Genomic DNA, 25054 nt, shown 5'->3' with positions numbered 1-25054 from the left:
CAATGTGGCAGGTTATTTTGTTAAACAGAAGAATGAAATGAACATCAAAAGCTAGTCTATTTTCTAAAGCTTCTCTCGTAATGTTTCTTTTTTAATTTCGTAGTTGATAGAAACTGCGCAGTAATAGCGTTCAAAATTGTCGCTCCGGAAATACACTTCGCTTTCCGCGGGCGGCGGGAAATGCACGTACTTATAGAAAAGAGCCCAGCAGTTACTTCGCAGTTTCTATCTATTGTGTAAAAAGCAACAGCCCTTTTCAAAAAGCTTGTCCTGTATATGGAATTAGATAGCGTACATAAATGTAAACGGATGAAATTATCAGTGAGAATAACACAAAAGGAATGCCATAAAGCATAAAACGTATAAATGGGACTTTTTCATTTTCCCCTTCCGCAAGACCTGCTACTACAACATTTGCAGATGCGCCAACTAATGTAGCATTCCCGCCTAAACAAGCTCCTAAAGCAAGTGACCACCATATTGGATCCAAATAAACGAGACCATAACTTTCAAACTCCTGAACAACCGGAATCATTGCAGCAACAAATGGAATATTATCAACAATACCAGAAAACAATCCGGCAGCCCACAAAACGAAAATAGCTGTTTTTGAAAAATCTCCATCCGTCGTCAAAATAATAGCCCTTGCTAGTTCATCAATTATTCCAACTTCCTGCAATCCGCCAACAAGGGCGAAAAGTCCAATGAAAAAAAACAGTGTAACCCATTCAACTTTTTCAAATATATGTTCGGTAGCTATTTCCTTCTCTGTTAAGAGTAATAACAAAAGCGCCCCAGATAACGCAATCGCTGTTAATTCGATGTGTAGCAGCGATTGCATTAAAAAACCTATTATCGTCAGCCCTAGTACTATAATAGACTTATATAACATGGGCGTTTTGATTAACTGAGCAGCGGCATCAATGTTTTCAAGTTTTGACTCATTTATATTACCCACTGTTAAAGTTCTACGGAATAATAAAACAATGGATGCTAACATAACCGAAAACACAATCAATGCTAGTGGCGCCAAATGAGTTATAAAGGATAAAAAGGTTAAGTGATCAACAGCTTGACCGATCATAATATTTGGTGGATCACCGATAAGGGTTGCAGCCCCACCTATATTTGAACTAAAAATGATTGCTAGTAAATACGGGAATGATGGAAGGTTTAATAATTTTGTTATTTTTAAAATAATCGGCACGAAAATTAACACCGTTGTAACATTATCCAATAAAGCCGAGCCAATCGCCGTTAAAATACTCGCCCCAACTAACAATGGAATAGGTTTTCCTCGTATCCGTTGAGCAAAACGAATTGCAATGAATGAAAATAATCCAGTTTTCTCTGTTATCGAAATAAGTACCATCATTGAAAACAATAAAGCGATTGTATTCCAATCAATATAATTCATAAATACATCATCAGCCGAATATATCCCACATACTAACAGCAATACACCACCAAATAAAGCTACAACAGCTCGATTGATTTTCTCCGTCATAATGAAGGCATAACTAACAATAAAGATTATAGAAGCAAGTACAACATCCATATCACACCATCCCCCAAACCAGCATTCATCCTACTAGAATGTATGATAAAAGTGACTTTTTAATATCCTCTCCTAAGAATATATGCAGGGGAAAGGAAAATATTTTCCGTCTATTTTTTTATTACGTGAATAAAATGACAATGAATGGACAATCAGGGGGAGGAGAGAATGTCATGAAAAAACAGCAATTTATCGCTTTAATGTATGGCTGGATCGTAATACTCGGTCTAATCCTTTTAACTAGTTTTGTGTTAGGATTGTTGCTTCGGTTCACTAGTATGGACGAAACAACATTGTCGTGGGTGTCACTTGCAGTTGGATTAATCGCTTTATTTATTGGTGGGATCGTTGCTGGAGTTAAAGGAAAGAAAAAAGGCTGGGTTATCGGTGCTATAACTGGCTTAGGATTTACACTTTTTACATTTTTGGTGCAATATTTAGGCTACCAGCAGACATTTTCATTAGAACAGTCCCTACATCACGCAGGCTTTGTAGCAGCAGCGCTTGTCGGAGGAGTAATTGGTGTAAATATTTTTGTCGCTGATAAAAAATCATGAAACGAAAAAAAGCGCAGGCGAATCACGCTTGCGCTTTTATCATTTTTCTATGTATAAGTAAAATTGTCAATCTACCACAAGTGGCTTAAGCAACAGACAGAATACTACTTCTTTAAAGCAATCAGTCTATTGCTTATCCTCCGACACTATCTATACATATGATTTAGCTAGTTGTTTTCACTTCACGAATCGCTGAACGGTCAAAAGTTAGCTTTGTACCATCGCCTGATTCCACAACGATAATGTTTTCATCAATTTGGTGAATCGATCCATGAAACCCACCAATTGTCACAACGTTATCCCCTTTTTTCAAATCCGATTGCATTTGTCTAACTTGCTTTTGTCGTTTTTGTTGTGGACGAATGAGCAAGAAATAGAAAATAACAAACATTAAAATGATTGGTGATAATTGAATAAGCATGTCCATTATGAATTCCTCCTTTCCCTAAAAGTTTTTTGCATTCGGTTGATTAAAACCATACTGTTCAAAGAATGCTTCCTTAAAATCGCCAAGTCGATCCTCGCTTATCGCTGTTCGTACTTGCTCCATTAAGTTTAACAGAAAATATAAATTATGGTAAGTAGTTAGCCTAAATCCAAATGTTTCATTGCATTTAATTAAGTGACGGATATATGCACGTGAATAATTTTTACATACATGACAGTCACAATTTTCATCGATTGGACTAAAGTCACGTGCGTACTTAGCATTTCTTACCACAAGTCTTCCGTTAGATGTCATGCACGTCCCATTTCGAGCAATTCGTGTTGGTAAAACACAATCAAACATGTCAACACCGCGGATTGCGCCATCAATTAAAGAATCCGGTGACCCTACCCCCATCAAATACCTTGGCTTATCGCTTGGCAAAAGTGGTGTAGTAAATTCCAACATCCGATTCATAATCTCTTTTGGCTCTCCAACAGATAAGCCACCAATCGCGTATCCAGGAAAATCCAATGATGTTAAATCCTGTGCACTTTGTTTTCTAAGATCCTCATATTCACCACCTTGGATAATTCCAAATAAGCCTTGATCATTTTTACGACCATGTGCCCGGAGACAACGTTCTGCCCAGCGTGATGTTCGCTCAACGGATGTTTTCATGTAGTCGTAGGTTGCTGGGTATGGTGGACACTCATCAAAAGCCATCATAATGTCCGAACCAAGCGCATTCTGAATTTGCATCGATTTTTCCGGTGACAAAAATAATTTTTCTCCGTTTAAATGGTTACGGAAATGAACCCCTTCTTCTTTAATTTTACGCATGTCGCTTAAACTAAATACTTGGAATCCACCCGAATCAGTTAAAATTGCCCCATCCCAGTTCATAAATTGATGTAATCCACCAGCTTCTTGAATGATATCCTCACCAGGACGTAACCACAAATGGTACGTGTTGGAAAGAATAATTTTAGCATTCATCTCTGTAAGTTCTTCCGGGCTCATCGTTTTTACCGTTGCAAGTGTACCAACAGGCATAAACGTTGGCGTATCAAACGAACCATGTGGTGTATGCACCTTTCCGAGTCTCGCGCCAGTTTGTTTACATGTTTTAATTAATTCATATGTTATTGGTTGCATTTTCATTCGTTCCTCTTCTATATGATTAGCATCGCATCACCAAAACTGAAAAAGCGATACCGTTCTTTCACAGCTTCATCGTATGCCCGTAGAATCGTTTCTCGGTCTGCCAAGGCACTTACCATCATGATTAAAGTAGACTTTGGTAAGTGAAAATTCGTAATTAAGCCATCAATAGCCTGAAACGTATAGGGTGGATAAATAAAAATATCTGTCCAGCCACTAGCTTCAGCGAACTCTCCATTATTATCGCGAACAATTGTCTCAAGTGTACGCGTTGATGTTGTGCCAACCGAAATGATTCTACCATTATTCTCCCGGATATTTGTAAGCGTCTCTGCCGTTTCCTTTGTCATATGATAAAATTCAGAATGCATTTTATGATCATCAATATTGTCTACACTCACAGGGCGAAATGTTCCTAAACCAACATGTAGCGTAATAAATGCAATCGTTACACCCATAGCACGTATTTCATCTAATAGGTCATTTGTAAAGTGCAATCCTGCTGTAGGAGCTGCCGCTGATCCTTCTTCCTTCGCGTATACTGTTTGATAGCGTTCTTTTTCCGACAGTTGTTCTTTAATATACGGTGGCAATGGCATTTCACCTAGTTCATCTAAAACTTCATAAAAAATCCCTTCATAATGAAATTCAAGAATTCGTCCGCCATGGTCCAATATATCCATACACGTTGCCTTAAGCTTACCATCGCCAAAAATAAGCTCTGTGCCTACTTTTATTTTTTTAGCTGGTTTTGCTAGTACTTCCCAATTGTCTTTTTCCTGTTGATGCAAAAGCAATATTTCAATCTTTGCCCCAGTGTCCTCTTTGATCCCATACAATCTCGCAGGTAATACTCGTGTATCATTTAATACCAAACAATCGCCTTTATTGAGATACTGTTTTATATCGGCAAAATGCTTATGGTCTATTTTATTCTTTTCACGATCCAATACTAATAATCGTGAGGCTGTCCGATCTTTTAACGGTGTTTGCGCAATTAATTCCTCTGGTAAGTCAAAATCAAAGTCTTCTATATTCATGATGTATCCCCTTACTATACGTTAACGAAATTTTCCTAGTAATGTGCGTGTTCAAAAAGGAGGATAAAAAAGACCGAGAAGTTCGAGACGGCGTAGCTTTGAGTACCGGAACGTATGTTTTTAATACGTGAGGAACGGAAAAGCAAGCCAACGAAGAAATTCGACGTGTCATTTTTACCGGACTTTTTGAACAACCTCTAGCACGTAAAAAATGATTGATAAAATTATACTGACCACAATCGACGTCATAATTGGAAAATGAAAGGAGAAGTTTCCTTTTTTGAAGCTTATATCTCCAGGTAGTCTCCCGATAAACGTCCAAATGATGCCAATAATAACGAATGTGATCCCCAAAATGATAAAGAGTTTCCCAATACTCATTCCATTTCTTTCCCTTGTATGCCAAAATGCTGATAAGCTTTTGGTGTTACGATTCTGCCTCTTGGTGTACGTTGGATAAAACCAATTTGTAGTAAATACGGTTCATATACATCTTCAATTGTCTGTGACTCTTCACCGATCGTTGCTGCAATAGTATCTAACCCAACCGGTCCACCTTGAAATCCTTCAATAATACCTTTTAACAGTTTATGATCGATATGGTCTAACCCTACATCATCTACCTGTAACATTTGTAAAGCAAGTTCTGTTGTTTCCAGACTAATCGCTACTTCACCTTTAACTTGAGAAATATCACGAATTCGTTTTAGCAATCGATTAGCAATACGTGGTGTTCCCCTTGATCGTCTAGCCACTTCAACAGCCGCATCTTTTGTAATGGTTGTTTGAAATATCTCTGCAGTACGTTCGACAATGGAACATAGAGCGTCTGCATCATAATATTCCAAGCGGCTTAGGACTCCAAATCGATCGCGTAATGGCGCGGATAAAAGACCTGCCCTTGTTGTTGCTCCAACTAATGTGAATGGCGGTAAGTCTATACGAACAGACCTCGCACTTGGTCCTGTGCCAATGACGATATCAATAAAAAAGTCCTCCATCGCAGCGTATAGCACTTCTTCTACTGATCTTGGCAAGCGATGAACCTCATCGATAAACAATACATCACCAGGCTCTAACGAAGAAAGGATTGCCGCCAGATCACCAGCCCGTTCGATTGCTGGGCCTGAAGTCGACCGAAATTGAACACCCATTTCGTTCGCAATGATTGCTGCAAGCGTTGTTTTTCCCAATCCTGGTGGACCATATAGTAAAACATGATCGAGGGGCTCTTCCCGCATTTTTGCTGCTTGGATGAAAATACTCAGATTATCTTTTACTTTTTGTTGACCGATATATTGATTTAAAGTTGTGGGGCGAAGACTAAGCTCAACAGTCGAATCTTCTGCTTGTAATTCACCTGTAACCATGCGCTCATCCATCCTATAATCCCCCTAATTTTTCACCAATAATCCCAATGCTTTGCGAATGATCTCATCGGTATTCTCGATCGCTTCATTTTGTAATTTTGGCATTATCGCTTTTATTTCCCGATCAGAATATCCTAATGTTTTTAATGCTTCTTGCGCCTCTTGCATCTCTTGGTTGCTTGAAGCTGTTTTACTCGTTTCTGTGATTTCCGGCTGTGCTTCCAGTGAAAGCATCGTTGTTAATTTTCCTTTTAGATCTAATATTACTTGTCTTGCTGTTTTTTTACCAACTCCAGGAAAGCTAGTTAAAAATTTGTCATCCTCACGTTCAACCGCTGCAACAAAATCACCAACATTAACAGATCCTAAGATCGCTAGCGCTCCTTTAGGTCCGATGCCTGACACTTGGAGTAGCTTCGTAAAAAGTGATTTTTCATCTTGGTGTTTAAACCCATATAATACTTGTGCATCCTCACGAACGTGATGATAAGTATAGATAAGCGTTTCCTGATTTAGTAATGTCTGAAACACAAAAGGATTGGCACACATTATTTCGTACCCAACCCCTTGAACATCCATTATAACAGAATCATCATGTATATATGTAACAATACCTTTTATATATGCAATCATGTGACCTTCTCCTTTTACAATCCTTACACTATTCTAACACATCTATACCTAAAGCAAATTAAAAACACCAATTTGTTTATTTAATTGGTGTTTTTCTGTTTCACTTTGTTCGTTAATCTGTCTCTTCCAAGTTATGATGGATGTCCTGAACGTCCTCATTATCTTCCAAAGCATCAATTAAATTCATCATTTTCTCTTGATCTTCTTCGGGTAGTGTATTATATGTTTGGGGAAATAGTGTAATCTCTGCATCGGCTAATTCATAGTCATTATTACGCAGATAGTCACAAACAGCATCATAATTATCAGGTGTTGTGTATATTTCATATGCACCATCTTCAACAACAATATCATCAGCACCTGCTTCAATTGCTTCTAAGGTGATTTCGTCTTCATCGATCGATCCATCTTCATTTTCGATTACAATGTAACCCTTACGATCAAACATGAAAGATACACTTCCATTTTCACCTAGGTTACCACCATTTTTCTTAAAGGCATGCCGAACTTCTGCTGCGGTTCTATTTTTGTTATCTGTTAAAATGTTTACAATAACTGCTACTCCACCAGGGCCATAACCTTCATACGTAATTTCCTCATAGTTGGCACCATCAAGCGTTCCGGTTGCCTTTTTAATAGCGCGATCAATATTATCATTTGGCATATTATCTGCCTTTGCTTTATCTATTGTCAGGCGTAGTGTAGCATTTGTAGTCGGATCCCCACCACCTGCTTTTGCGGCCAAATAAATATCCTTCGCATGACGCATGAAAATTTTTCCTTTTTTCGCATCCTGAGCATTTTTTCTTCGTTGTATATTTTTCCACTTAGAATGACCAGCCATAGGACATTCTCCTCTCTAGAAATTTCCTTTCTTACTATATCAAAAATCGAGCTATTTATAAAGTGTGGTCATAAAAAAACCTCTGCTATCAAGCAAAGGTTAATCATTCATGTTAAATAAATCTTTAATTTCATCTTTTACATTTTCTGCTGCGTTTTTAGGTCCTAAACGGGCTTTTAAATTATTTACTCGATCCCAATGAATATCATCTGTGTACACAACAATCTGTTTATTTGGTACGATTTTTTGCGTTTCTTGTTCAATCATATCCCGAATATTATGGTCGGTATGATCATTTAACATCACCGCGACAACAACTTTATCATCCACCGAAGCAACTTGTGCCTGTTTTATTTCCTTCCGTTTAATGAGCTGATTATAGATTTTATCCGACTCATCATTAACAAAAATATCGGAGTAATTACGGTTCCCTTTTGCTGCATTTGTATCACTCTGATCACTCTGTGGGTATCCATCTTTGTCATCCCGTTCACCTAATCGACTTTCCTGTTCATTGTCTGTTTCATAATTCACGGATTGCGTATTTAGGTCATCGCTTTGGGCATCTTCATTTGAATTGGTACATCCGACCAACAATGTTGCTGTGAAAAGCAAAGAAACAATTAATTTATCCATAAAAAACACCTCCCTATCCATTAGGTTGTATAGAAGAGGTGTTTTTAAACAGTTAATTTATCCCTTTATGACGAAGTGCTTTGCTCCATTTCGTTTATGCTCAGTACGTTTATGCAATTTTTCGATCGTTTCTTTATCTGCTTCTGGTATTTCCTGACCCTGTAAGTAGGCATCAATAATATCATACGTTGTACCCATTTCAGCTTCGTCTGTTTGCCCTTCCCATAAATCAGCACTTGGTTTTTTATCGATAATTTGTTCTGGAACACCTAGATAGCTTGCCATTTCGCGAACTTCCTGTTTCGTGAATTCAACAATTGGAAGAATATCAACGCCGCCATCACCATATTTTGTAAAATAACCAGTATACCACTCAGCAGCATTATCTGTACCAACAACTAAATAATTATAGTTCGTTGCAAGTGTATATAATGTACTCATGCGTAATCGGGCACGAAGGTTTGCATCTGCTAATTGATCATTCGCTTCTTGCCATTCTCCTTTTTGTCTAACTTGTTGTTGAATACCGTTATAAAGTACTTGATGTGTTTCTGTTAAATCAACTGTTACTGTATTTATCTCACAGCTTTCTGAAACATCCTGGGCGTGATTTATATCAGTCGGATTACTTTTACAAGGCATAATGACACCTAGTGAATGATCAGGTACAGCTCGCTTGATTAAATGAGCCACGACGGCTGAATCAAGTCCTCCGCTTACTCCAACCAAAAGACCATTTACACCCGTTTCCTGCACCTGTTGTTGTAACCACTGTACAATTTTATCTACTGTTTCTTCCATTGCAATCGCTCCTTCTCAGATACCTATCTAGATTGATTTTAGCATTGATTGTGCTTTTTTCAAAAAAGATTGTCGTTTTATCCAGTCCTTCTCCAATCCGGCCAAGTAATGATAAACAGAAGTAGAATTTTTACGATTAAGAAAATGCAGCCATTCCCGCATTACATCAGCAGGTACAACCATAGCGCTAATCCATAATTTCAATTGCTTTTCTTTTACCATTCTATAATCAAGTAACTTGTCGAAATCCCAATCCAAGTATGGTAAAAAACGCTGTCCTAATTGAATGTAATCATGAAGCATTGGTGAGCACGCAAGTAAATCAAAATCAATCATATGCACTTCTTTGTTACGAATAAAATTGTGTCCAGCGACGTCACCGTGAATCCATTCGGAATCCCTTTCAACATTCTGCTCCAATGATTTCCAAGGTAGTTGGTGCGCATAACGTAAAGATACCTCAGATGTTTGTACGATATCCTTAAATAATGTTTCAAAACCATTTTTAGCAAAAAAGTGTGCTGTTTTCTTAAAAGATGCTAATCGGTTGGCCCAACGAACATAAAAAAGTTGCCGTTTGACTGGGTTCGGGACTGTAATTGACCGAGCATGTTCATGAAATTGTCGCAATGTGTTCAAACAAGATTTCCGGTCAGCCTCGATCCCATAATTTAGCTTCCTTCCTTGAATAAATGGAGCAAGTGTCCAAATGTGTTGATTGTGTTTGATATATTTTTTCCCATTTGGAAACCTTTCATAAGCGTTAACAGTTGATAGGTTGATTTCTTCAAAGAAATTCCATTGTTGTTCAATCACTCGAAAATTACGGTGTTTTTTTACAATTTTCTCTACTCCCTGGTGTGTCGTTACATGAAAAACATAAGCTTTAATCGGGATAATTTTTGCACACTCTAATTTTCCTTTTTGATATAAAAAAGAAGAGAGACGATCAACTTGCATCTCGTCTCTTCGCTTAAAATTATTCACTTTCCGAGTCATCCTCTTCTGAACGATAGTCAAATTCAGAAAATGGCGGATATCCTGGTGGTGTCGGGTACGGACTTTTATTTGTTGGAGGCATGAACTGTGGAGGATATGTTTGTTTATTGGTCAGATATTCCGGTTGTGTTTGTTGCGGGTTAAATCCTGGATACTGTTGATATCCGCTCGGAAAACCGCCGCCATATATTGGTGGTTGATTCTGATGATGCCCCATTTGATGCGGTGGTAATGGATCCTTACCTTGACACCCACAGTCTTGATCCCCTGCTACTTGTTTTGGTTTCACGGGCATCTCCGCTGTTGACATTCCCAATGTTGGCATTTTCATTGTTGGTATTTCCATTGTTGGCGACTCCATCTGACTTCCGTAATGATGATATGGATGGGAATTTTCACCATGATGCATTGCTACATTAGGTTGCATATGTCCACCAGCAAATGTACCCATTACCGGAAAAAAGTCATGTGGCATTGGTGGGCCACACGGATGAATCACATGACAACACATCGGTACCATCTGCATTGGTTGTGGCTGTGGTAACGGTTGTGGTTGTGGCATCGGCTTTGGTTTTTCTTGTTTTACTGGTTCTTCTTTTGCCTCCGGATAGTGTGGCATCTGCGGCAAATTAATCGTCGTGTAATTTTGTAGTTCTTGTTCCATTATTGGCATTTGAATCATTGGTTGCATTGGCTGCGTTGGTGTGTGTGGTTGCATCGGCATTTCTGGTTTCTGTGGCATTTCCGGTTGTTTCGGTATTTGTTGCTCTTTTGGCATATGTGGTTGCATTGGCATTTGCTGCTCCTTTGGCATATGCGGTTGCATTTGCTTTTGCTTCTCCTTTTCATCCTCCTTAATTACTGGTATCGGTTTAGGCGATATGTCCTTGTATGGCTGATTGACTTGTGGCTGTTGCGTCTCTTTCATTTTCATGCTTTCCTTTTGTACGGTTTTTGTTGAACTAGGTATTTTTATTTTCATACCTGGCATAATCATATCCGGGCTCGATAATTGTGAGTTGAGTTGTTTTAATTCTTCAAAATCAACCCCATATTTTTTAGCTAATTCCCACAATGTATCGCCTTTTTGAACGACGTGAATTTTCAAGTTAAACCAAACTCCCTTCATTTCAAGTTACAATTGGGCTAATCACTCATTATCAACATATGCACCAACTTAAGAAAAGTTGAAAACTAAATTCTTCAACAACACAAAAACCGTCTATCCTGTTCAAAATAGACGGTTTTTTCTTTTGTTGCCCATTATATATTCAGTTGGTAGACCGGATATGTACCCAAAAACGTAACATTGCATCCCAAAGCCTCTAATTCAGCTTTCACACCTGGGAACAAGACACCATCATATGGCTGGTTAACATCCACAATAAAGAAATAATTGCCCAATCCAGTTTTCATCGGTCTTGATTCGATTTTTGAAAGGTTCATTTTTCGCCAGGCAAATGCTGCAAGGACTTGATGCAGTGCACCTGCATAATCACTAGGCAATGTAATTAAAAGGCTAGTTTTCTCCGCATCAATTTCATGTTTCACCTTAACAATTTCTTCATTTTTTGCTAAAACAGCAAAACGTGTATGGTTATTTGGATAATCATGAATGTCTTCTTGGTAGATCGATAAACCATATTCTTTGGCCGCAAGCTTATTGCCAATAGCAGCTATGGATTCGTTGCTAGTGCTGACGATTTCAGCCGCTCTTCCTGTTGAAGAGGTAAAACGAATCGTCGCATTCGGTATGTATTGATGAATGTACTGATGACATTGTGCAATCGCATGGCTATGTGAATGAATTTCTTTAAGCTCGGATATATCCCCAGAAAAATCTGGTCGAACAAGCAAATGCTGCTGAATTGGAACAACAATTTCAGCAACAATTGGCAAGCGCACTTGGTGAACAAGATAATCGACGGTTAATTGCACTGTCCCCTCGATCGCATTCTCTAATGGGACAACTCCAATATCTATTTGATTTGCATCAACCGCATCGATGCATTCTGGTATTGTTTCAAAGCTTTGTTTCATTTCACCATTAAATGCTGCATCAACAGCTAGTTTGGTAAATGTTCCTTTTGGTCCTAAATATCCTATTTTTAACGTCAAGCAAACCTTCCCCCTTATCATCCAGTCCTTAGCTACATAAATCAATAAGCATCCGATTACTCAATAAACTCAAACTCATAATCCAATAATCTTATGGTGTCACCATCTTTTGCTCCACGTTTTCGTAATTCTTCATCGACCCCCATCCCTCTTAGTTGACGGGCAAAACGCTGAACAGCTTCATCTCGATTAAAGTCGGTCATTTTAAATAATTTTTCAATTTTTATACCTGATAGTACAAAAGCACCGTCATCATCACGGGATATGTCAAAGGAAGCTTGTGGTCGTTGATAGCGATAAACAACTTCTTCTTCCGTCTCTTCAACCTTAGGAGCAACTTTTGGTATTTTCTCCAATGTATCTGCAATCCCAAACAAAATATCCCTAAGCCCCTCTTTTGTGAGCGATGATATTGGATAAACCGGATAATCTTCCGTAAGTTTATCTTTAAAAATCTTTATATTTTCTTCTGCACCTGGCATGTCCATTTTATTTGCTGCAATAATTTGTGGACGATCCATGAGCTTGTTATCATATTCTTTTAATTCTTGATTAATCTTCACAAAATCATCGTATGGATCGCGCCCCTCCGTTCCAGCCATATCAATAACATGGACAATTACTCTTGTTCGTTCGACATGTCGCAAAAATTGATGACCTAAACCAACGCCAGAATGGGCTCCTTCAATCAAACCAGGTAGGTCAGCCATCACAAAACTTCGATGGTCACTTGTGTCAACCACACCTAAATTAGGTGATAATGTCGTAAAATGATAATCGGCAATCTTCGGTTTAGCAGCACTCACAACCGAAATAAAAGTAGATTTCCCGACACTAGGAAAGCCGACAAGCCCAACATCCGCAATAAGTTTTAATTCTACTTTAATATTTCTTTCTTGTCCTGGTTCACCATTTTCGGCAAACTCAGGTGCTGGGTTTCTTGGTGTGGCAAAACGGGAATTTCCACGTCCACCTCTGCCACCATGTGCGATAATTGCCTGCTGTTTATGATGTGTTAAATCAGCAATAATTTCATTCGTTTCTTCATCTACAACAGTTGTACCTGGAGGAACTGGTACAACTAATGGTGTAGCATTTTTACCATGCTGATTTTTACTCATCCCATTTTCTCCACGTTTTGCTTTAAAATGGCGATTATACCGAAAGTCCATTAATGTATTCAAACCTTCGTCCACCTCAAAAATCACATCACCGCCATTTCCACCATCGCCTCCAGCAGGTCCGCCTTTTGGCACGTATTTCTCTCGACGGTATGCAACAAGACCATTACCACCGTCACCAGCTTTTATGTATACACTAACCTGATCTACAAACATTACTGCTCACCTCATTTAGTAAAACGGTATGGAAACATGACATGTCACTCCATTTTCCGCTTTACAGAAATTCATTTTATCCATGTATTTTTCATTCAACTCTAAAATGGTCTGTGCTTGAAAATTTCCAGTTAACGATAAGTTTATCTCAATTGCAGACGAGGTATGGCCCAACACCATTTTACCGTCATATAGTTCCTCATCATCAAGCAATTGCTCTAGCGACTTAATCGCCAATTGACATTGATTTAACAATGTATTATCAATACCCGATAATGTTTTATTTTCAACGTTTATATAGTATGATAATCGAATATTTGCATGTATGGAATTAAATTGAATTAGCCATAAAGCAAATTTGGCAGCGCTCAAACTCATTAACTTTCTTTCTTCATGAAACCGATCCATACACTCCGTAACTTTTGTTTGAACGCGATCAATTTTTCCCATTGAAGCATATCCCTGAACAATCTGCAAATCATTCATTAGGTCATGCCTGTATAATCGTAGTAAATCTACCATCGCTTTCTCATCCAACTTAAATCCCCCCACTAATAACAAGAGTATAGCAGAAACACGAAAAAACGTCATGCCTGCATGTATTATAAGATATAAAAAAGCTCCAACCAATGAATTGGCTGAAGCTTTTTTAATAAGCTTTTACGCTTCTTGAGCTATTGGATAAACACTTACTTTTTTACGATCGCGACCATAGCGTTCAAATTTAACAACACCATCAGTCTTGGCAAAAAGAGTGTCATCCCCACCGCGGCCTACGTTTTCACCCGGATAAATCTTTGTTCCGCGTTGACGGAATATAATAGATCCACCAGTTACAAACTGTCCATCTGCGCGTTTCGCACCAAGACGTTTTGATTCAGAATCACGACCGTTCTTAGTACTACCTACACCCTTTTTCTGTGAGAAAAACTGTAAATCTAGACGTAACATTGAGCTGCACCTCCTTATTTACATTTTATCGTAATAAACTGACTATACTCACTTGCTATCGTCTTTAATGAAATAATCATGCCTTCAAACAAGAGCTGCATTTTTTCCTTTGACGTGTTATCCAACGTGTCAGGAAGCGCAACATGAAGGTATCCACCTTCACTCCCCTGTTCAATATCAAGGTCGATTTCACACAATTCAAGAACTGCATTAACTGCACCAAATGATACAGCCGACACCCCAGCACACACTAAATCATAACCGTACGGACCACTATCAGCATGTCCAGAAAGTTCAAATGCTGTTATTTGATTATTTGAGCGATAAACAGTTACATGAATCATAGACAAAAACCTTTACGCATTGATTTTTTCAACTACTAATTTCGTATATGGTTGACGATGACCTTGTTTACGATGGTAGTTTTTCTTAGGCTTGAATTTGAATACAGTAACCTTTTTTTGACGACCATGCTTTTCAACTTTAGCAGTCACCGTTGCACCATCAACATATGGAGCACCGACTTTTACATCTTCGCCGCCAACGAAAAGTACTTTATCAAAAGTTACAGATTCATTTGTATCTGCAACAACTTTTTCAACGTAAATTTCTTGACCTTCTGAAACTTTAATTTGTTTACCACCAGTTTCAATAATTGCGTACATAACTTGCACCTCCTTAGTGAACTCAGACTCGCCATTTAGGTACCCTTTCAAAAAAGAGTTTAGCAACCTATTCTGCGCGGTTGTAGCATGTGGTGCTACGATGAATAACGTATTGATGATAGCATGATTAATGAACAATTGTCAAGAACTCAGATATCACTTTCTAGTATTGAACAAGTTCCCCAATTGTCTTATTATACTGTCTTTCGTAAAAAAACTGCTGTAAACAATCATTTTCCTCAATGGATTTTCGCTCATTTTCCGAAAATTGAATATAAATGGAATGCCTTTTTTCCCGATGAAATTGTGCAAACACATCCATTAAAGAACTTTGATGTGGGACTACTATGGATCGAACACCTTTCACAGTTGAATCACCTTGATAACGTTTTAATAAAAAACGGATAAATACATAATACCGCTCTTTCCATTCCAATCTGTTTTCCTTTAGTAGAAAAAGTATGATTAAAAAGGAGCTTAAGGTAAATGGAAAAACAAACAATTGAAGCAATAAAATGCTAATACAAGCAAGCAACGAAATAATGATGACAGAATGATATGCCTGTCGATATGGTATAAAAGAAGATAGCAATAAAAATAAAAACTTTCCACCGTCCAGCGGCCATATTGGTACTAAATTAAACAAGAGAATTAGTGTATTATAATGAAACATTAATTCAATTAACGATGATGGAACAAACTCACCAGCAGAAATAAAAAATATAATGCCATAAATAAAAAGATGTTGCAATGGCCCCGCTATCGTAACAAGCATTTCTTCATGGATTGGCCTATTTCCATGTTCATCTGTATCCATGACACCGCCAAAAACCCATAACATGATACTTCTAATACGCCATTTAAAGATAGTTGCCATCAAATAATGTCCTAGTTCATGAATAAATACAATAGCTAGGATAATAAACAGTTCCACAAAGGTGCCTGTCAACAGAGAAATCGCTATAAACAACAGGAGAATAGGATGAATATGGACAGGAGGAATATATTTATGGAACATCATCGACTTTAATTACCTGAACAGGATCAACATATTTATTGTCTTTCTCAATCGCAAAAAATACTGTTTTATCTGTCTCGTTTGGTTCAAATTCTCCAAGTCGTTGATTATAAGCAACCGATTGATATAAATGGACGTCAATAGAATTTAAATAGCCATAAGTTGATTTACTTCCATCCGCATGCTGTACAATCACCGTTTTATCCGTCTCACGATCATTTCCAGCAAAAATAACGACACCTTTATCCAATGAAACAATGTCAGCTTTATCTTGTGGTGCAATCATAATACCTGAACCATTTGCCTGAAAAGACTCTGACACCTTTCCATTAACTGGAAGTGCTAATGCCTGCTCATTACTTGTTTGCTGCTTTTCTTGTGGTGCTAATGCCATGGGTGTGCCAAATGTTTCCTGATACCATTGATTCACCCGAGCAAATGGAAATTCTTTCGTTAATGCATTGCTTGTCCAGGTCATTGGCTTACTTAAAAAGGTAGTATCGGTTTGATATAAAAACGCCACACCAAAAAACAAGATAACCGATAAAACCCCTTTCAACACAATACTTGAAACCAATCGACCTTGCTGTTTCACTGGACGTTGTTGTTTTTGTGGATCGTCAGGAAAAATCGGATAGTAACCATGCTTTTCTTCCTCTTGGGGAAAGGCGGGTGTCAGCTTCTTTCTCGTTTCTTTCCCGGAGTTTAGAGAGCGTAAATTCTTCCGCTGCGCAATTGATTTACGAACTTTTTTTACACCTTTATTCATATCCTCACATTCCTTCATCAGACTTTTTTACAAGTGTATGTGCAGGATAGACAAGTTATGTTAAGAGTTAAAAATAAAAAAAGCAATGATGATTTTTATCAATTCATTGCTTTTTAATACTATTAATCATTACGAACGTAAACCAAAGAACTTCTTAACCTTTTGAAACATTCCTTTTTCATCCTCAAGGGATTGTAATGGAACGGTTTCGCCTAAAATTCTTCTGGCAATATTTCGATAACTGATCGAAGCCTTTGAATTTGGATGAAAGGCGACCGGCTCACCTTTATTCGCAGCTTTGATAACCTCATCATCGTCGATAACAATTCCAATTAAATCGATCGATAAAACTTGGATAATTTCATCAATATCTAGCATATCTCCACTTTTCATCATATGATTTCGAATTCGATTAATGATCAGACTAGGTGCTTCCATTTCCTCTTTTTCTAATAGACCAATAATCCGATCTGCATCTCTTACACTTGATTTTTCAGGGGTGGTGACGACAATTGCTTTATCAGCTCCCGCGATAGCATTTTGAAATCCTTGTTCTATCCCTGCTGGGCAATCGATAATAATATAATCATAATCTTGTTTTAGCTCTGCAATAATCTTTTTCATATTTTCCGTTGTCCCAATAGATTTATCACTAGTCTGTGATGCCGGTAACAAAGATAAATATTCAAAGCGTTTATCTTTTATCAGTGCTTGTTTTAATTTGCAACGCTCTTCAATGACATCAACAATATCGTATATAATCCGGTTTTCTAGCCCCATTACAACATCAAGGTTGCGCAAGCCAATATCAGTATCAATTAAACAAACTTTTTTCTCCATTAAAGCTAGAGCCGTACCAATGTTTGCGGTTGTCGTTGTTTTTCCAACCCCGCCTTTTCCGGAAGTTATTACGATTGCCTCACCCATTTAGCATTCTCCTTTCAAACCTACTTAAATCTTTTCGTTTATGTGAAAGAACCTGCAATCGGTCAATAATAATTTTATCCTTTTCTTCATCAATGAGACCACATTCCATATACACACCATCAGATTCGTAATCTGGGGCGCGGCTGATATAATCAGCTATCCGGAGTTGACTGGGCTTCATATAAGATGCAGCAATGATTGCATTTCGATCGCCACCCGATCCTGCATGTGCAATACCTCGTAGGTTTCCCATAACATAAATATTACCTGTTGAAACTACTTTGCCACTTGGATTTACATCACCAATTAATAGTAAATCGCCTTTCACTTCCAATACTTGTCCAGACCTTATTATTCTATTAATTGCTTTAACTTCACTTTCTTCCTTTAACATCAAGGCCTCTTCTTTTGGGATCACATTTGATTCAAAAGATTGGACAAAGAAATGACTGTCCTTGCTAATTAATGATCGTAATCGCTCTGTTTGTTCCCTGTCCAAATAGCGATTACCCAATTTCACGGTCACTGATACCATAGGCTCTTCTTTGTTGGAATGGTTTTCAATTAGTTTTTCGTTCAATTCGATGAACGCATCTTCAAATGAGCACGAATCGTCGATAAACAGTGTAAGTCCATCTCTTGTTCCTTTAATTGTTATCAATTGCTTCTTCTCACGCACGATATGCTCACCTCATTAATTCCTATACCTTAAGATAAATTACTATTTCTGTTCATTTTTATCGGCAAAATCAGCCAGGCAACTACTCATCTCTCCATTTTATAAGAGGTCTCCTTACCAATGGGTATAAAATTAGTAAAAACAGCAAATTTGCTAGAACTGTTGGAAGAAGTCGATATATTATATAATGTTGCCAGGCAATTTCGGTAATACCAATTACAGAGAAAATAATATAAATTGTAAAATCACCCAATATTATACCAAAAATACCCAGTAAAATCGTTACATAAATATTAGCATGCAACAATTTTTTTAAGCCTTGAACAATGTAAATGACAAAAGCATATGTAAACATGTACACACCAAGAACTCCGGTATATACAATATCAATCAACATACCAAACATTATCCCATAAAATACGGAGGAATACGTATTTTCCTTATCATAAAACATCGAAACGTAAACTAAAAACACAAGTGCCCAATGAGGAATAATTAAAAAGTCACCTGTTACAAGACGAGTTGGTAATAATTCCAGTGCAACACCTTCCAAAATGACAACTAAGAAAAGAATCAGTGGTATAAATAATCGTTTCATTACTCTTTATCCTCCTGATCATTTTCCTCATTGTCGGTCAGCTTACGATCAACAACAATCACATGATTAATTTCATACATATTGGCTGCCGGTTTCACTAGAGCAGTACGAGTCAATCCATATTGATCTGGTACAACTTCTTTGACTGTCCCAATCGGTAAACCAGCTGGAAAAACACCGCCCATTCCAGATGAAACGACTAATTCACCTTTTTTTAAGTCTTTATCTGACTCTTCAATGATTTTAAATAATAATGAATTACTCTCTTCATCAAATTCTTCAATTAAGCCAAATATGTCTTTCCCTTCCTCACGGGAAATTGTCGCTGATATACGATTGAATTGATCAAAACCCGTAAGCAATTGAACAGTAGACGTGAACTGCGATCTAGTCTGTATTTTTCCAATCATCCCATCCGCAGTAATAACAGCCATATTTTTTTCAACGCCATCTTGTTTTCCTTTATTGATCGTTACTTGATCAACCCAACGTTCAGGTGTTCGTGACATAACTGTCGCTTGGATAGGATCGAAATCTCTAATAGATTCTGTCTTGTCTAATGTTTTACGTAGTTCTTCATTTTCTGTTTTAATTTCCTGAACCTCATAAATAAGTCCTTTATACTGTGATAATTTTTCTTTTAACAACTGATTTTCCTTATACGTATCCTTGAGATCATCAATATTCGTAAAAATGTTCGTTAAAAATTTAACCGGTGTGTGTATAACGCTCTGCGCCCATCCAACGGAGTCTTTGATAAATTGTTCAGGTGTAGATAAATTTTCTCTATCCCGAAGTGAATAACCGATTAAAGCAACAAGAATAATGATACCAATCAAGATAATAAATAATCGTTTTTTTCGAAAAGACGGCATAAAAACACAACCTATTCAATAGTAGGACGAGATGACACATTCGGATGGCTGCGGAAATGTTGAATGTATTCTAATGATTTACCTGTACCAATTGCCACACTATCAAGCGCATCTTCCGTTACAAATACAGGCATTTTTGTCTCATCACTTATGACTTGATCTAAATTCCGTAATAATGATCCTCCACCGGTAAGGACAATCCCGCGATCCATAATATCGGCTGCGAGTTCTGGCGGTGTTTTCTCCAGTGTGCTTTTCACAGCATTCACGATTTCCTCAACCGTATCAGCTAATGAGCCAGCAATTTCCTGAGCCGTAATGGAAATGGTCTTTGGCAAACCCGTTAACATATCCCGCCCGCGTATATCCATTTCTTCATTGTCTAGAACCTCGCCAGCTGTTCCCACGTCCAGTTTAATTGATTCGGCAGATCGCTCACCGATCATTAAATTATACGTTTTTCGAATATATTGAATAATTGCTTCATCCATATCATCACCAGCGGTACGAATAGATTGGCTTGTAACAATCCCACCTAAGGAAATAACGGCAACCTCGGTCGTACCACCACCAATATCGACAATCATACTGCCAGTAGGTTCCCAAACAGGTAATCCTGATCCGATTGCTGCAGCAAATGGTTCAGCAATTGGGAAGGCATCTTTTGCACCTGCTTGTTTTGTAGCATCAATAACCGCTCGTTCTTCAACCATCGTAATACCTGATGGCACGCAAATCATCACGTTTGGCTTTTTAGCAAACATGGAGCGATTTCGCATGGCCTTTTTTATATAATATTTCATCATGACAGCTGTTGTATCATAATCGGCAATCACCCCGTCTTTCATCGGGCGAATCACAGAAATATTTCCAGGTGTTCTGCCGATCATATTGCGTGCCGAACTTCCCACCGCTTCTATTTCACCTGTTTCAATGTTCTTTGCTACAACTGATGGTTCTCTTAAAACAACACCTTTACCTTTTACAAAAACAAGTGTGTTTGCTGTTCCCAAATCTATTCCTAAATCCTGTGAAAAACTGAATCGTCCCAAAAAAATCTCCCTTTCCAAACAAGCCATTCATTAGTTGTATGTAGCTTCAACTATAGCGATTAATTTAACGTTTTGCAATGTAGACTAACCTTTATTTTAACACGTAATAATCGTGTTTAGTACATTTTTTTAATCATAATAAGCGCCAATTTCAACAACCAGATTGAAAAATGGCGCCTATTTGCGTAGTGTCTATCATATTATACGAAAAAAAACAAAAAATAGATAGTGTTATAGTAGTGAGTGTTTAAAATCCTCTAATAGGAATTCACCTACAAATAACCTTTTTCTTTTAATGACACAAACTTTCGATCTCCAATAACGATGTGGTCTAAAAGCTCAATCCCAATCATTTTTCCTGATTCAACCAATCGTCTTGTTACATGAATATCCTCTTGGGAAGGACTGGGGTCTCCGGAAGGGTGGTTATGTGCACAAATTATGGAAGCTGCTGAACGTTTAACCGCTTCCCGATAAACTTCTCTGGGGTGTACGATAGAGGCATTGAGGCTGCCGATAAAAATGGTCTGTCTATGGATAATCTGATTCTTCGTATTAAGGAATAAAACAACAAAATGTTCCTGATTTAACCCGCGCATTTCCTCCATAATGTAATCTGCCCCATCTTCTGGTGAACGGATGACATACCGATCGCTTGGCTTATATTGATTCAATCTGTTTCCTATTTCAATTGCAGAAAGAAGCAAAACACCCTTAGCTGTACCAATCCCTTTAATTGCAGTTAGTTCTTCTATCGTTGCATCCTTTAATAAACTCAATCCTTCAAAATGCATCAATAACCGTTGTGATAGGGCCATTACAGACTCTTCTCTTGTTCCACTGCCGAGTAAAATCGCAAACAATTCCTGATTGGATAGATGGCTTGCCCCAAGCTTCAATAAGCGCTCTCTTGGTCTATCTTCTTTTGGTACATCTTTAATCATAATCGATGAAGTTGTCATCATTTTTCCCCCTTATATTTAATAATCCTATATTAGCGATTATGAGGAGTTTCAACAACTTGGTAAAATTGTGATTTCATGAGGGTTTCAGCCAATAAAATCGGAATATCTACCAAGGGGAAATGACATTTTGCATCAGGCTTTATTCCCGAAAATACAAAAACAGGTATTTGCTAAAAATGTCTGTTCAAAAAGTCAGCAAATCAACGATTAAGTTAACTAGGTTCCTAGTCATCAACGGAAAGATCTGCCGTTTATCATTTGGTGATTTTTTGAACATCTTTTTTATACCTGCTTTTGTAACCATATTAATTTAACACATGCAATTCAAATTGACGCCATTGGTCTATGAGGAAAATTTGCTCATTTGCCATATTCGTACCCTCAAATTTTTTGCGCGAATCACTTATTTGCTCAAAGAACGGTGACAATTTTTCTGCCTGTTTCGGGTAACCATCAAGCAAATTTTGCCATGCTTCTGCCGATACAGTTTCTTGAGCACTTATGGTTTTTAATGATTCATGCCACAATTCAGCAAATGACGAGATCCATTCATTCCCTGGCTGAGTAAACTGTTTTTCCGTTTCCTTCGTATTCCACTCTTTTACATAAATATCAAAATCAGCAAAATTTGCTTTTAGCGACTCCGCTTGTTTCTTCGTCTCGGCAATACCTGCTAGTAAGAAAAATTGATCATCTCTTTGCCAAATAGTAGTTGGAAACCCGGCTTTCTGGTATTTTTCAGACCACTGCGATGCATTTGCTTCGGTCGAAAAAACACCTGCCTGTAACACAAAGGCATGAATTGGTTGTAACGTAATGCTAGATAAAGTTTGCTCTGAATCCTGTGTATTTGTATCCGTATTTGAAGCCGTTGTATGTTCTATTTCACTATTAGTCCCGTCATCAATTCCATCAAACATATTCAACATAATAATCCCTAAGCAAATACCAATTACAACAGCAGAAACTGCTGCAACAATAATCGGCTTAACGTTTCCCAGCTTTTTTATATTTGCTGCGTATTTTCTATCATATTCATCAAGGGAATGGTTTCTATCAAATGTCGGAATTCGTTCGTTTTTATCTGAATCTTCCAATGCGGAGGCATGTTCATGGTGAATCATACTCTTTTTCTTCAAGTCATTGTTCCTGTTTGTTTTTGTCTTTTTACCGTTCATCCGTATGATTGGTGGCTTTTTTTCAGTCATTTACTCCCCTCACTTTGCTACTTTTTTACACTCTAGCATAGGTCTGTTAAAAAGTAAGGCGAGTTTTGTCAGTCTTGTTTAAAAATGTTCAACATAAATTTGCAAAAAGCAAGAAAAGGCTAGAATAATAGAGATTTCTGCTTACAATGTCTGCAATTCTTCGTAAACAGCTACTTTATTGCGACCCTTCCGCTTTGCTCCAATATACATCGCTCGATCAGCGTGACGAATTAACTCACTGTGGGATTCACAATGTAATGGGTATGTAGCGACACCGAGACTTGCGGTAATTGATACTTCAGTACTATTATTATAGTCTAAAATATGCTCTCTAAGAATAAATGGGATCGAAGCAATATTGACACGTAATGATTCTGCAAGTTGGACTGCCTCCGTTAAATCAGTTTCCGGAAGAAAAACAACAAACTCCTCACCTCCGTAACGTGCTATTATTGCATGCTCATAAAACAATTCAGTTAGCCGATTTGCAATTTGACAAAGTATTTCATTTCCTGATTCATGACCATAGCTGTCGTTTATTGTTTTAAAATGATCAATATCCAAAATGATTAGAGAAGCTATTTCACTTTGATCTAAGGGTAGCACTTGATAATAATGTTCCATTTGATTCTCTAAATATCGATAATTATAGAGGCCTGTTAAGCTATCTCGTTCACTTTTTGATTTGGTTTCTTCATAGTTTTTAGCATTTTCAATCGCCACTCCCAAATAGTTTGTTAGGATGTCCAAAATTCGGAAATGGTATTTCTCAAATGCCTTTTTCTGTTTTGAAACAAGGGTTACGACACCAATTACGTCATTGTCATATTCCACAGGTAATGACAAAACGCTTTCTATATGTAATGGTATTTTTTCATTGTTAATCGTTGACCATTCCTTCGCCTTCCCAAAAGTAATTGGCCTTTCTATTGACCAAACCTTTCCACTAAAGACCTCGTCTCGGTCCACTCGTTCGTAATCAGCGGTTATATTCACTTTTTTATTGCCGTCATACAGCCGTTCTAATTTCAGGTATTCATTATTATTTGTTACATAAATATATGCATAGTCTACCTGTATTAAATTACCTAATTCTTGTATAAATACATCATAAACTTCTTCTATCTCTAATCGTTTTGTTAATTGGTGACCAATTTGTCCTGTTCGCTCCAAATACCTGTTAATTTGCTGATAGGAATAGAGCAGTCTTAATATAACGGAAATACTTACAATAGGGATCCCCATATAAAAAATCGCTGCCATCCCAATCTCCGTATACAACACTGCTAAAACTAATCCCACGGGTATAACAAGCAATGAAGATGTAAGTTCCCATACTAGCCCTTTATCAAAAAACCTCATTTTTTGTTTAAATAAAAAGCGACGAAATAATTTAATAATAGATTGGTTAACGATAAAAGTTGAAATAGCATATCCAAAAACAGCTATGATATCTGTACTATCACGATAATCAAATGTTTGATGATTCCCTCCAAGCAACCAAAATACTGCCGCGGATGTCACGGAGACAGCCAAAAACATAATCATATTTAATGGAATACGATAGAGTTCTTTTTTATCTACTTTTAACACTAATAAAACTGCTATTTGCGTTAAGATAATTTCTACAAACAGTCCAAATGACAGGAATACGACAATACTAATCCCATTAACGAAAAATACGGGTTGATTGTTGATTATGATAGGAAACAAAGAAACAACACACATAAAAATGGCAAATAAAATTATATCTGTCAGATGACCTTCCATATTTAAAAAATAATATTCATGTGACAACCATAATACCAACGGCCATAGTATAAGGCAAAAACCCCAGAGCATAATTGTACTTTTTCTTGTTAC

The 25054-nt window shown here is 37.5% G+C and carries 29 protein-coding genes and 1 other annotated feature; of the genes, 1 reads left to right on the top strand and 28 read right to left on the bottom strand.

Annotation, left to right across the window (positions count from 1 at the left end; translation table 11 throughout):
* Positions 1-256 precede the first annotated feature (256 nt).
* Positions 257-1558, bottom strand: coding sequence for an ArsB/NhaD family transporter (locus C8270_RS11890; protein ID WP_106497040.1), 1302 nt, complete (start codon positions 1556-1558; stop codon positions 257-259).
* Between the two features lie 173 nt (positions 1559-1731).
* Between C8270_RS11890 and C8270_RS11885 the strand changes: the two genes are divergently transcribed.
* Positions 1732-2115 carry a TIGR04086 family membrane protein gene (locus C8270_RS11885; RefSeq protein WP_106497039.1) on the top strand — a complete coding sequence of 128 codons (384 nt, stop codon included), beginning with the start codon at positions 1732-1734 and terminating at the stop codon, positions 2113-2115.
* 163 nt (positions 2116-2278) lie between these two features.
* Here C8270_RS11885 and yajC read toward each other — a convergent pair whose 3' ends face one another.
* The 27 genes from yajC to C8270_RS11750 all read right to left on the bottom strand — a co-directional run bounded on the left by yajC (position 2279) and on the right by C8270_RS11750 (position 24904).
* The gene (yajC, locus tag C8270_RS11880) at positions 2279-2542 is read right to left on the bottom strand and encodes a preprotein translocase subunit YajC (protein WP_106497038.1); all 264 of its coding nucleotides are present in this window, start codon (positions 2540-2542) and stop codon (positions 2279-2281) included.
* An 18-nt stretch (positions 2543-2560) separates the two neighbouring features.
* Positions 2561-3700: a tRNA guanosine(34) transglycosylase Tgt gene (tgt, locus tag C8270_RS11875; protein ID WP_106498527.1), complete on the bottom strand. Its 1140-nt coding sequence runs from the start codon at positions 3698-3700 to the stop codon at positions 2561-2563.
* Positions 3701-3717: 17 nt separating this feature from the next.
* Complete coding sequence (queA, locus tag C8270_RS11870) at positions 3718-4746, bottom strand: tRNA preQ1(34) S-adenosylmethionine ribosyltransferase-isomerase QueA (RefSeq protein WP_106497037.1); 1029 nt, start codon at positions 4744-4746, stop codon at positions 3718-3720.
* 174 nt (positions 4747-4920) lie between these two features.
* Entirely contained in the window at positions 4921-5127 is a 207-nt protein-coding gene (locus C8270_RS11865) for a DUF2905 domain-containing protein (RefSeq protein WP_106497036.1), read from the bottom strand.
* On the bottom strand, positions 5124-6128 hold the full coding sequence (gene ruvB / locus C8270_RS11860; RefSeq protein ID WP_106497035.1) for a Holliday junction branch migration DNA helicase RuvB: 1005 nt from the start codon (positions 6126-6128) through the stop codon (positions 5124-5126). The genes C8270_RS11865 and ruvB overlap by 4 nt, the downstream gene beginning before the upstream one ends.
* A 12-nt stretch (positions 6129-6140) precedes the next feature.
* A complete protein-coding gene (ruvA, locus tag C8270_RS11855; protein WP_106497034.1) occupies positions 6141-6749 on the bottom strand; it encodes a Holliday junction branch migration protein RuvA in 609 nt (202 codons plus the stop codon).
* A gap of 112 nt (positions 6750-6861) precedes the next feature.
* Positions 6862-7593, bottom strand: a complete 732-nt coding sequence (locus tag C8270_RS11850) for a YebC/PmpR family DNA-binding transcriptional regulator (protein ID WP_106497033.1) — start codon at positions 7591-7593, stop codon at positions 6862-6864.
* Positions 7594-7692: 99 nt separating this feature from the next.
* Positions 7693-8229, bottom strand: a complete 537-nt coding sequence (locus C8270_RS11845) for a YhcN/YlaJ family sporulation lipoprotein (RefSeq protein WP_158701706.1) — start codon at positions 8227-8229, stop codon at positions 7693-7695.
* A 57-nt stretch (positions 8230-8286) separates the two neighbouring features.
* Positions 8287-9030, bottom strand: a complete 744-nt coding sequence (nadE, locus tag C8270_RS11840; RefSeq protein WP_106497031.1) for an NAD(+) synthase — start codon at positions 9028-9030, stop codon at positions 8287-8289.
* A gap of 27 nt (positions 9031-9057) precedes the next feature.
* Positions 9058-10017, bottom strand: a complete 960-nt coding sequence (locus tag C8270_RS11835) for a phosphotransferase (RefSeq protein ID WP_106497030.1) — start codon at positions 10015-10017, stop codon at positions 9058-9060.
* Complete coding sequence (gene safA, locus C8270_RS11830; RefSeq protein ID WP_234028553.1) at positions 10010-11158, bottom strand: SafA/ExsA family spore coat assembly protein; 1149 nt, start codon at positions 11156-11158, stop codon at positions 10010-10012. The genes C8270_RS11835 and safA overlap by 8 nt, the downstream gene beginning before the upstream one ends.
* 134 nt (positions 11159-11292) lie before the next feature.
* Positions 11293-12168, bottom strand: coding sequence for a prephenate dehydratase (gene pheA, locus C8270_RS11825; RefSeq protein WP_106498526.1), 876 nt, complete (start codon positions 12166-12168; stop codon positions 11293-11295).
* Between the two features lie 35 nt (positions 12169-12203).
* Positions 12204-13484 carry a GTPase ObgE gene (gene obgE / locus C8270_RS11820; protein ID WP_106497028.1) on the bottom strand — a complete coding sequence of 427 codons (1281 nt, stop codon included), beginning with the start codon at positions 13482-13484 and terminating at the stop codon, positions 12204-12206.
* A 15-nt stretch (positions 13485-13499) separates the two neighbouring features.
* The gene (locus tag C8270_RS11815) at positions 13500-14021 is read right to left on the bottom strand and encodes a Spo0B domain-containing protein (protein WP_158701705.1); all 522 of its coding nucleotides are present in this window, start codon (positions 14019-14021) and stop codon (positions 13500-13502) included.
* Positions 14022-14144: 123 nt separating this feature from the next.
* Positions 14145-14435 (bottom strand): 50S ribosomal protein L27, encoded by a 291-nt coding sequence (gene rpmA, locus C8270_RS11810; protein WP_106497026.1) that lies wholly within the window; start codon positions 14433-14435, stop codon positions 14145-14147.
* A gap of 14 nt (positions 14436-14449) precedes the next feature.
* A complete protein-coding gene (locus C8270_RS11805) occupies positions 14450-14779 on the bottom strand; it encodes a ribosomal-processing cysteine protease Prp (protein WP_106497025.1) in 330 nt (109 codons plus the stop codon).
* A gap of 12 nt (positions 14780-14791) precedes the next feature.
* Positions 14792-15100 carry a 50S ribosomal protein L21 gene (gene rplU, locus C8270_RS11800; protein WP_106497024.1) on the bottom strand — a complete coding sequence of 103 codons (309 nt, stop codon included), beginning with the start codon at positions 15098-15100 and terminating at the stop codon, positions 14792-14794.
* A gap of 14 nt (positions 15101-15114) precedes the next feature.
* Positions 15115-15192: a sequence feature (ribosomal protein L21 leader region), on the bottom strand.
* Positions 15193-15263: 71 nt separating this feature from the next.
* A complete protein-coding gene (locus tag C8270_RS11795; RefSeq protein ID WP_234028552.1) occupies positions 15264-16034 on the bottom strand; it encodes a M50 family metallopeptidase in 771 nt (256 codons plus the stop codon).
* 73 nt (positions 16035-16107) lie between these two features.
* On the bottom strand, positions 16108-16887 hold the full coding sequence (locus C8270_RS11790; RefSeq protein WP_106497022.1) for a M23 family metallopeptidase: 780 nt from the start codon (positions 16885-16887) through the stop codon (positions 16108-16110).
* A 129-nt stretch (positions 16888-17016) separates the two neighbouring features.
* Complete coding sequence (gene minD, locus C8270_RS11785) at positions 17017-17814, bottom strand: septum site-determining protein MinD (RefSeq protein WP_106497021.1); 798 nt, start codon at positions 17812-17814, stop codon at positions 17017-17019.
* Complete coding sequence (gene minC / locus C8270_RS11780) at positions 17807-18493, bottom strand: septum site-determining protein MinC (protein ID WP_106497020.1); 687 nt, start codon at positions 18491-18493, stop codon at positions 17807-17809. The genes minD and minC overlap by 8 nt, the downstream gene beginning before the upstream one ends.
* An 82-nt stretch (positions 18494-18575) precedes the next feature.
* Entirely contained in the window at positions 18576-19091 is a 516-nt protein-coding gene (mreD, locus tag C8270_RS11775) for a rod shape-determining protein MreD (protein WP_106497019.1), read from the bottom strand.
* Entirely contained in the window at positions 19091-19966 is an 876-nt protein-coding gene (mreC, locus tag C8270_RS11770) for a rod shape-determining protein MreC (RefSeq protein ID WP_106497018.1), read from the bottom strand. The genes mreD and mreC overlap by 1 nt, the downstream gene beginning before the upstream one ends.
* Positions 19967-19977: 11 nt before the next feature.
* Positions 19978-21018: a rod shape-determining protein gene (locus tag C8270_RS11765; protein ID WP_106497017.1), complete on the bottom strand. Its 1041-nt coding sequence runs from the start codon at positions 21016-21018 to the stop codon at positions 19978-19980.
* A 272-nt stretch (positions 21019-21290) separates the two neighbouring features.
* On the bottom strand, positions 21291-21980 hold the full coding sequence (radC, locus tag C8270_RS11760) for a RadC family protein (RefSeq protein ID WP_106497016.1): 690 nt from the start codon (positions 21978-21980) through the stop codon (positions 21291-21293).
* A gap of 308 nt (positions 21981-22288) precedes the next feature.
* Positions 22289-23191: an SPOR domain-containing protein gene (locus C8270_RS11755; protein ID WP_106497015.1), complete on the bottom strand. Its 903-nt coding sequence runs from the start codon at positions 23189-23191 to the stop codon at positions 22289-22291.
* Between the two features lie 141 nt (positions 23192-23332).
* Positions 23333-24904 (bottom strand): sensor domain-containing diguanylate cyclase, encoded by a 1572-nt coding sequence (locus C8270_RS11750; RefSeq protein ID WP_158701703.1) that lies wholly within the window; start codon positions 24902-24904, stop codon positions 23333-23335.
* Positions 24905-25054: the final 150 nt, after the last annotated feature.

Source organism: Lentibacillus sp. Marseille-P4043 (assembly GCF_900258515.1).
GTDB lineage: Bacteria > Bacillota > Bacilli > Bacillales > Amphibacillaceae > Lentibacillus_C.
The sequence above is the reverse complement of the archived record's forward strand: the minus strand, read 5'-3'. Positions and strand labels throughout refer to the sequence as shown.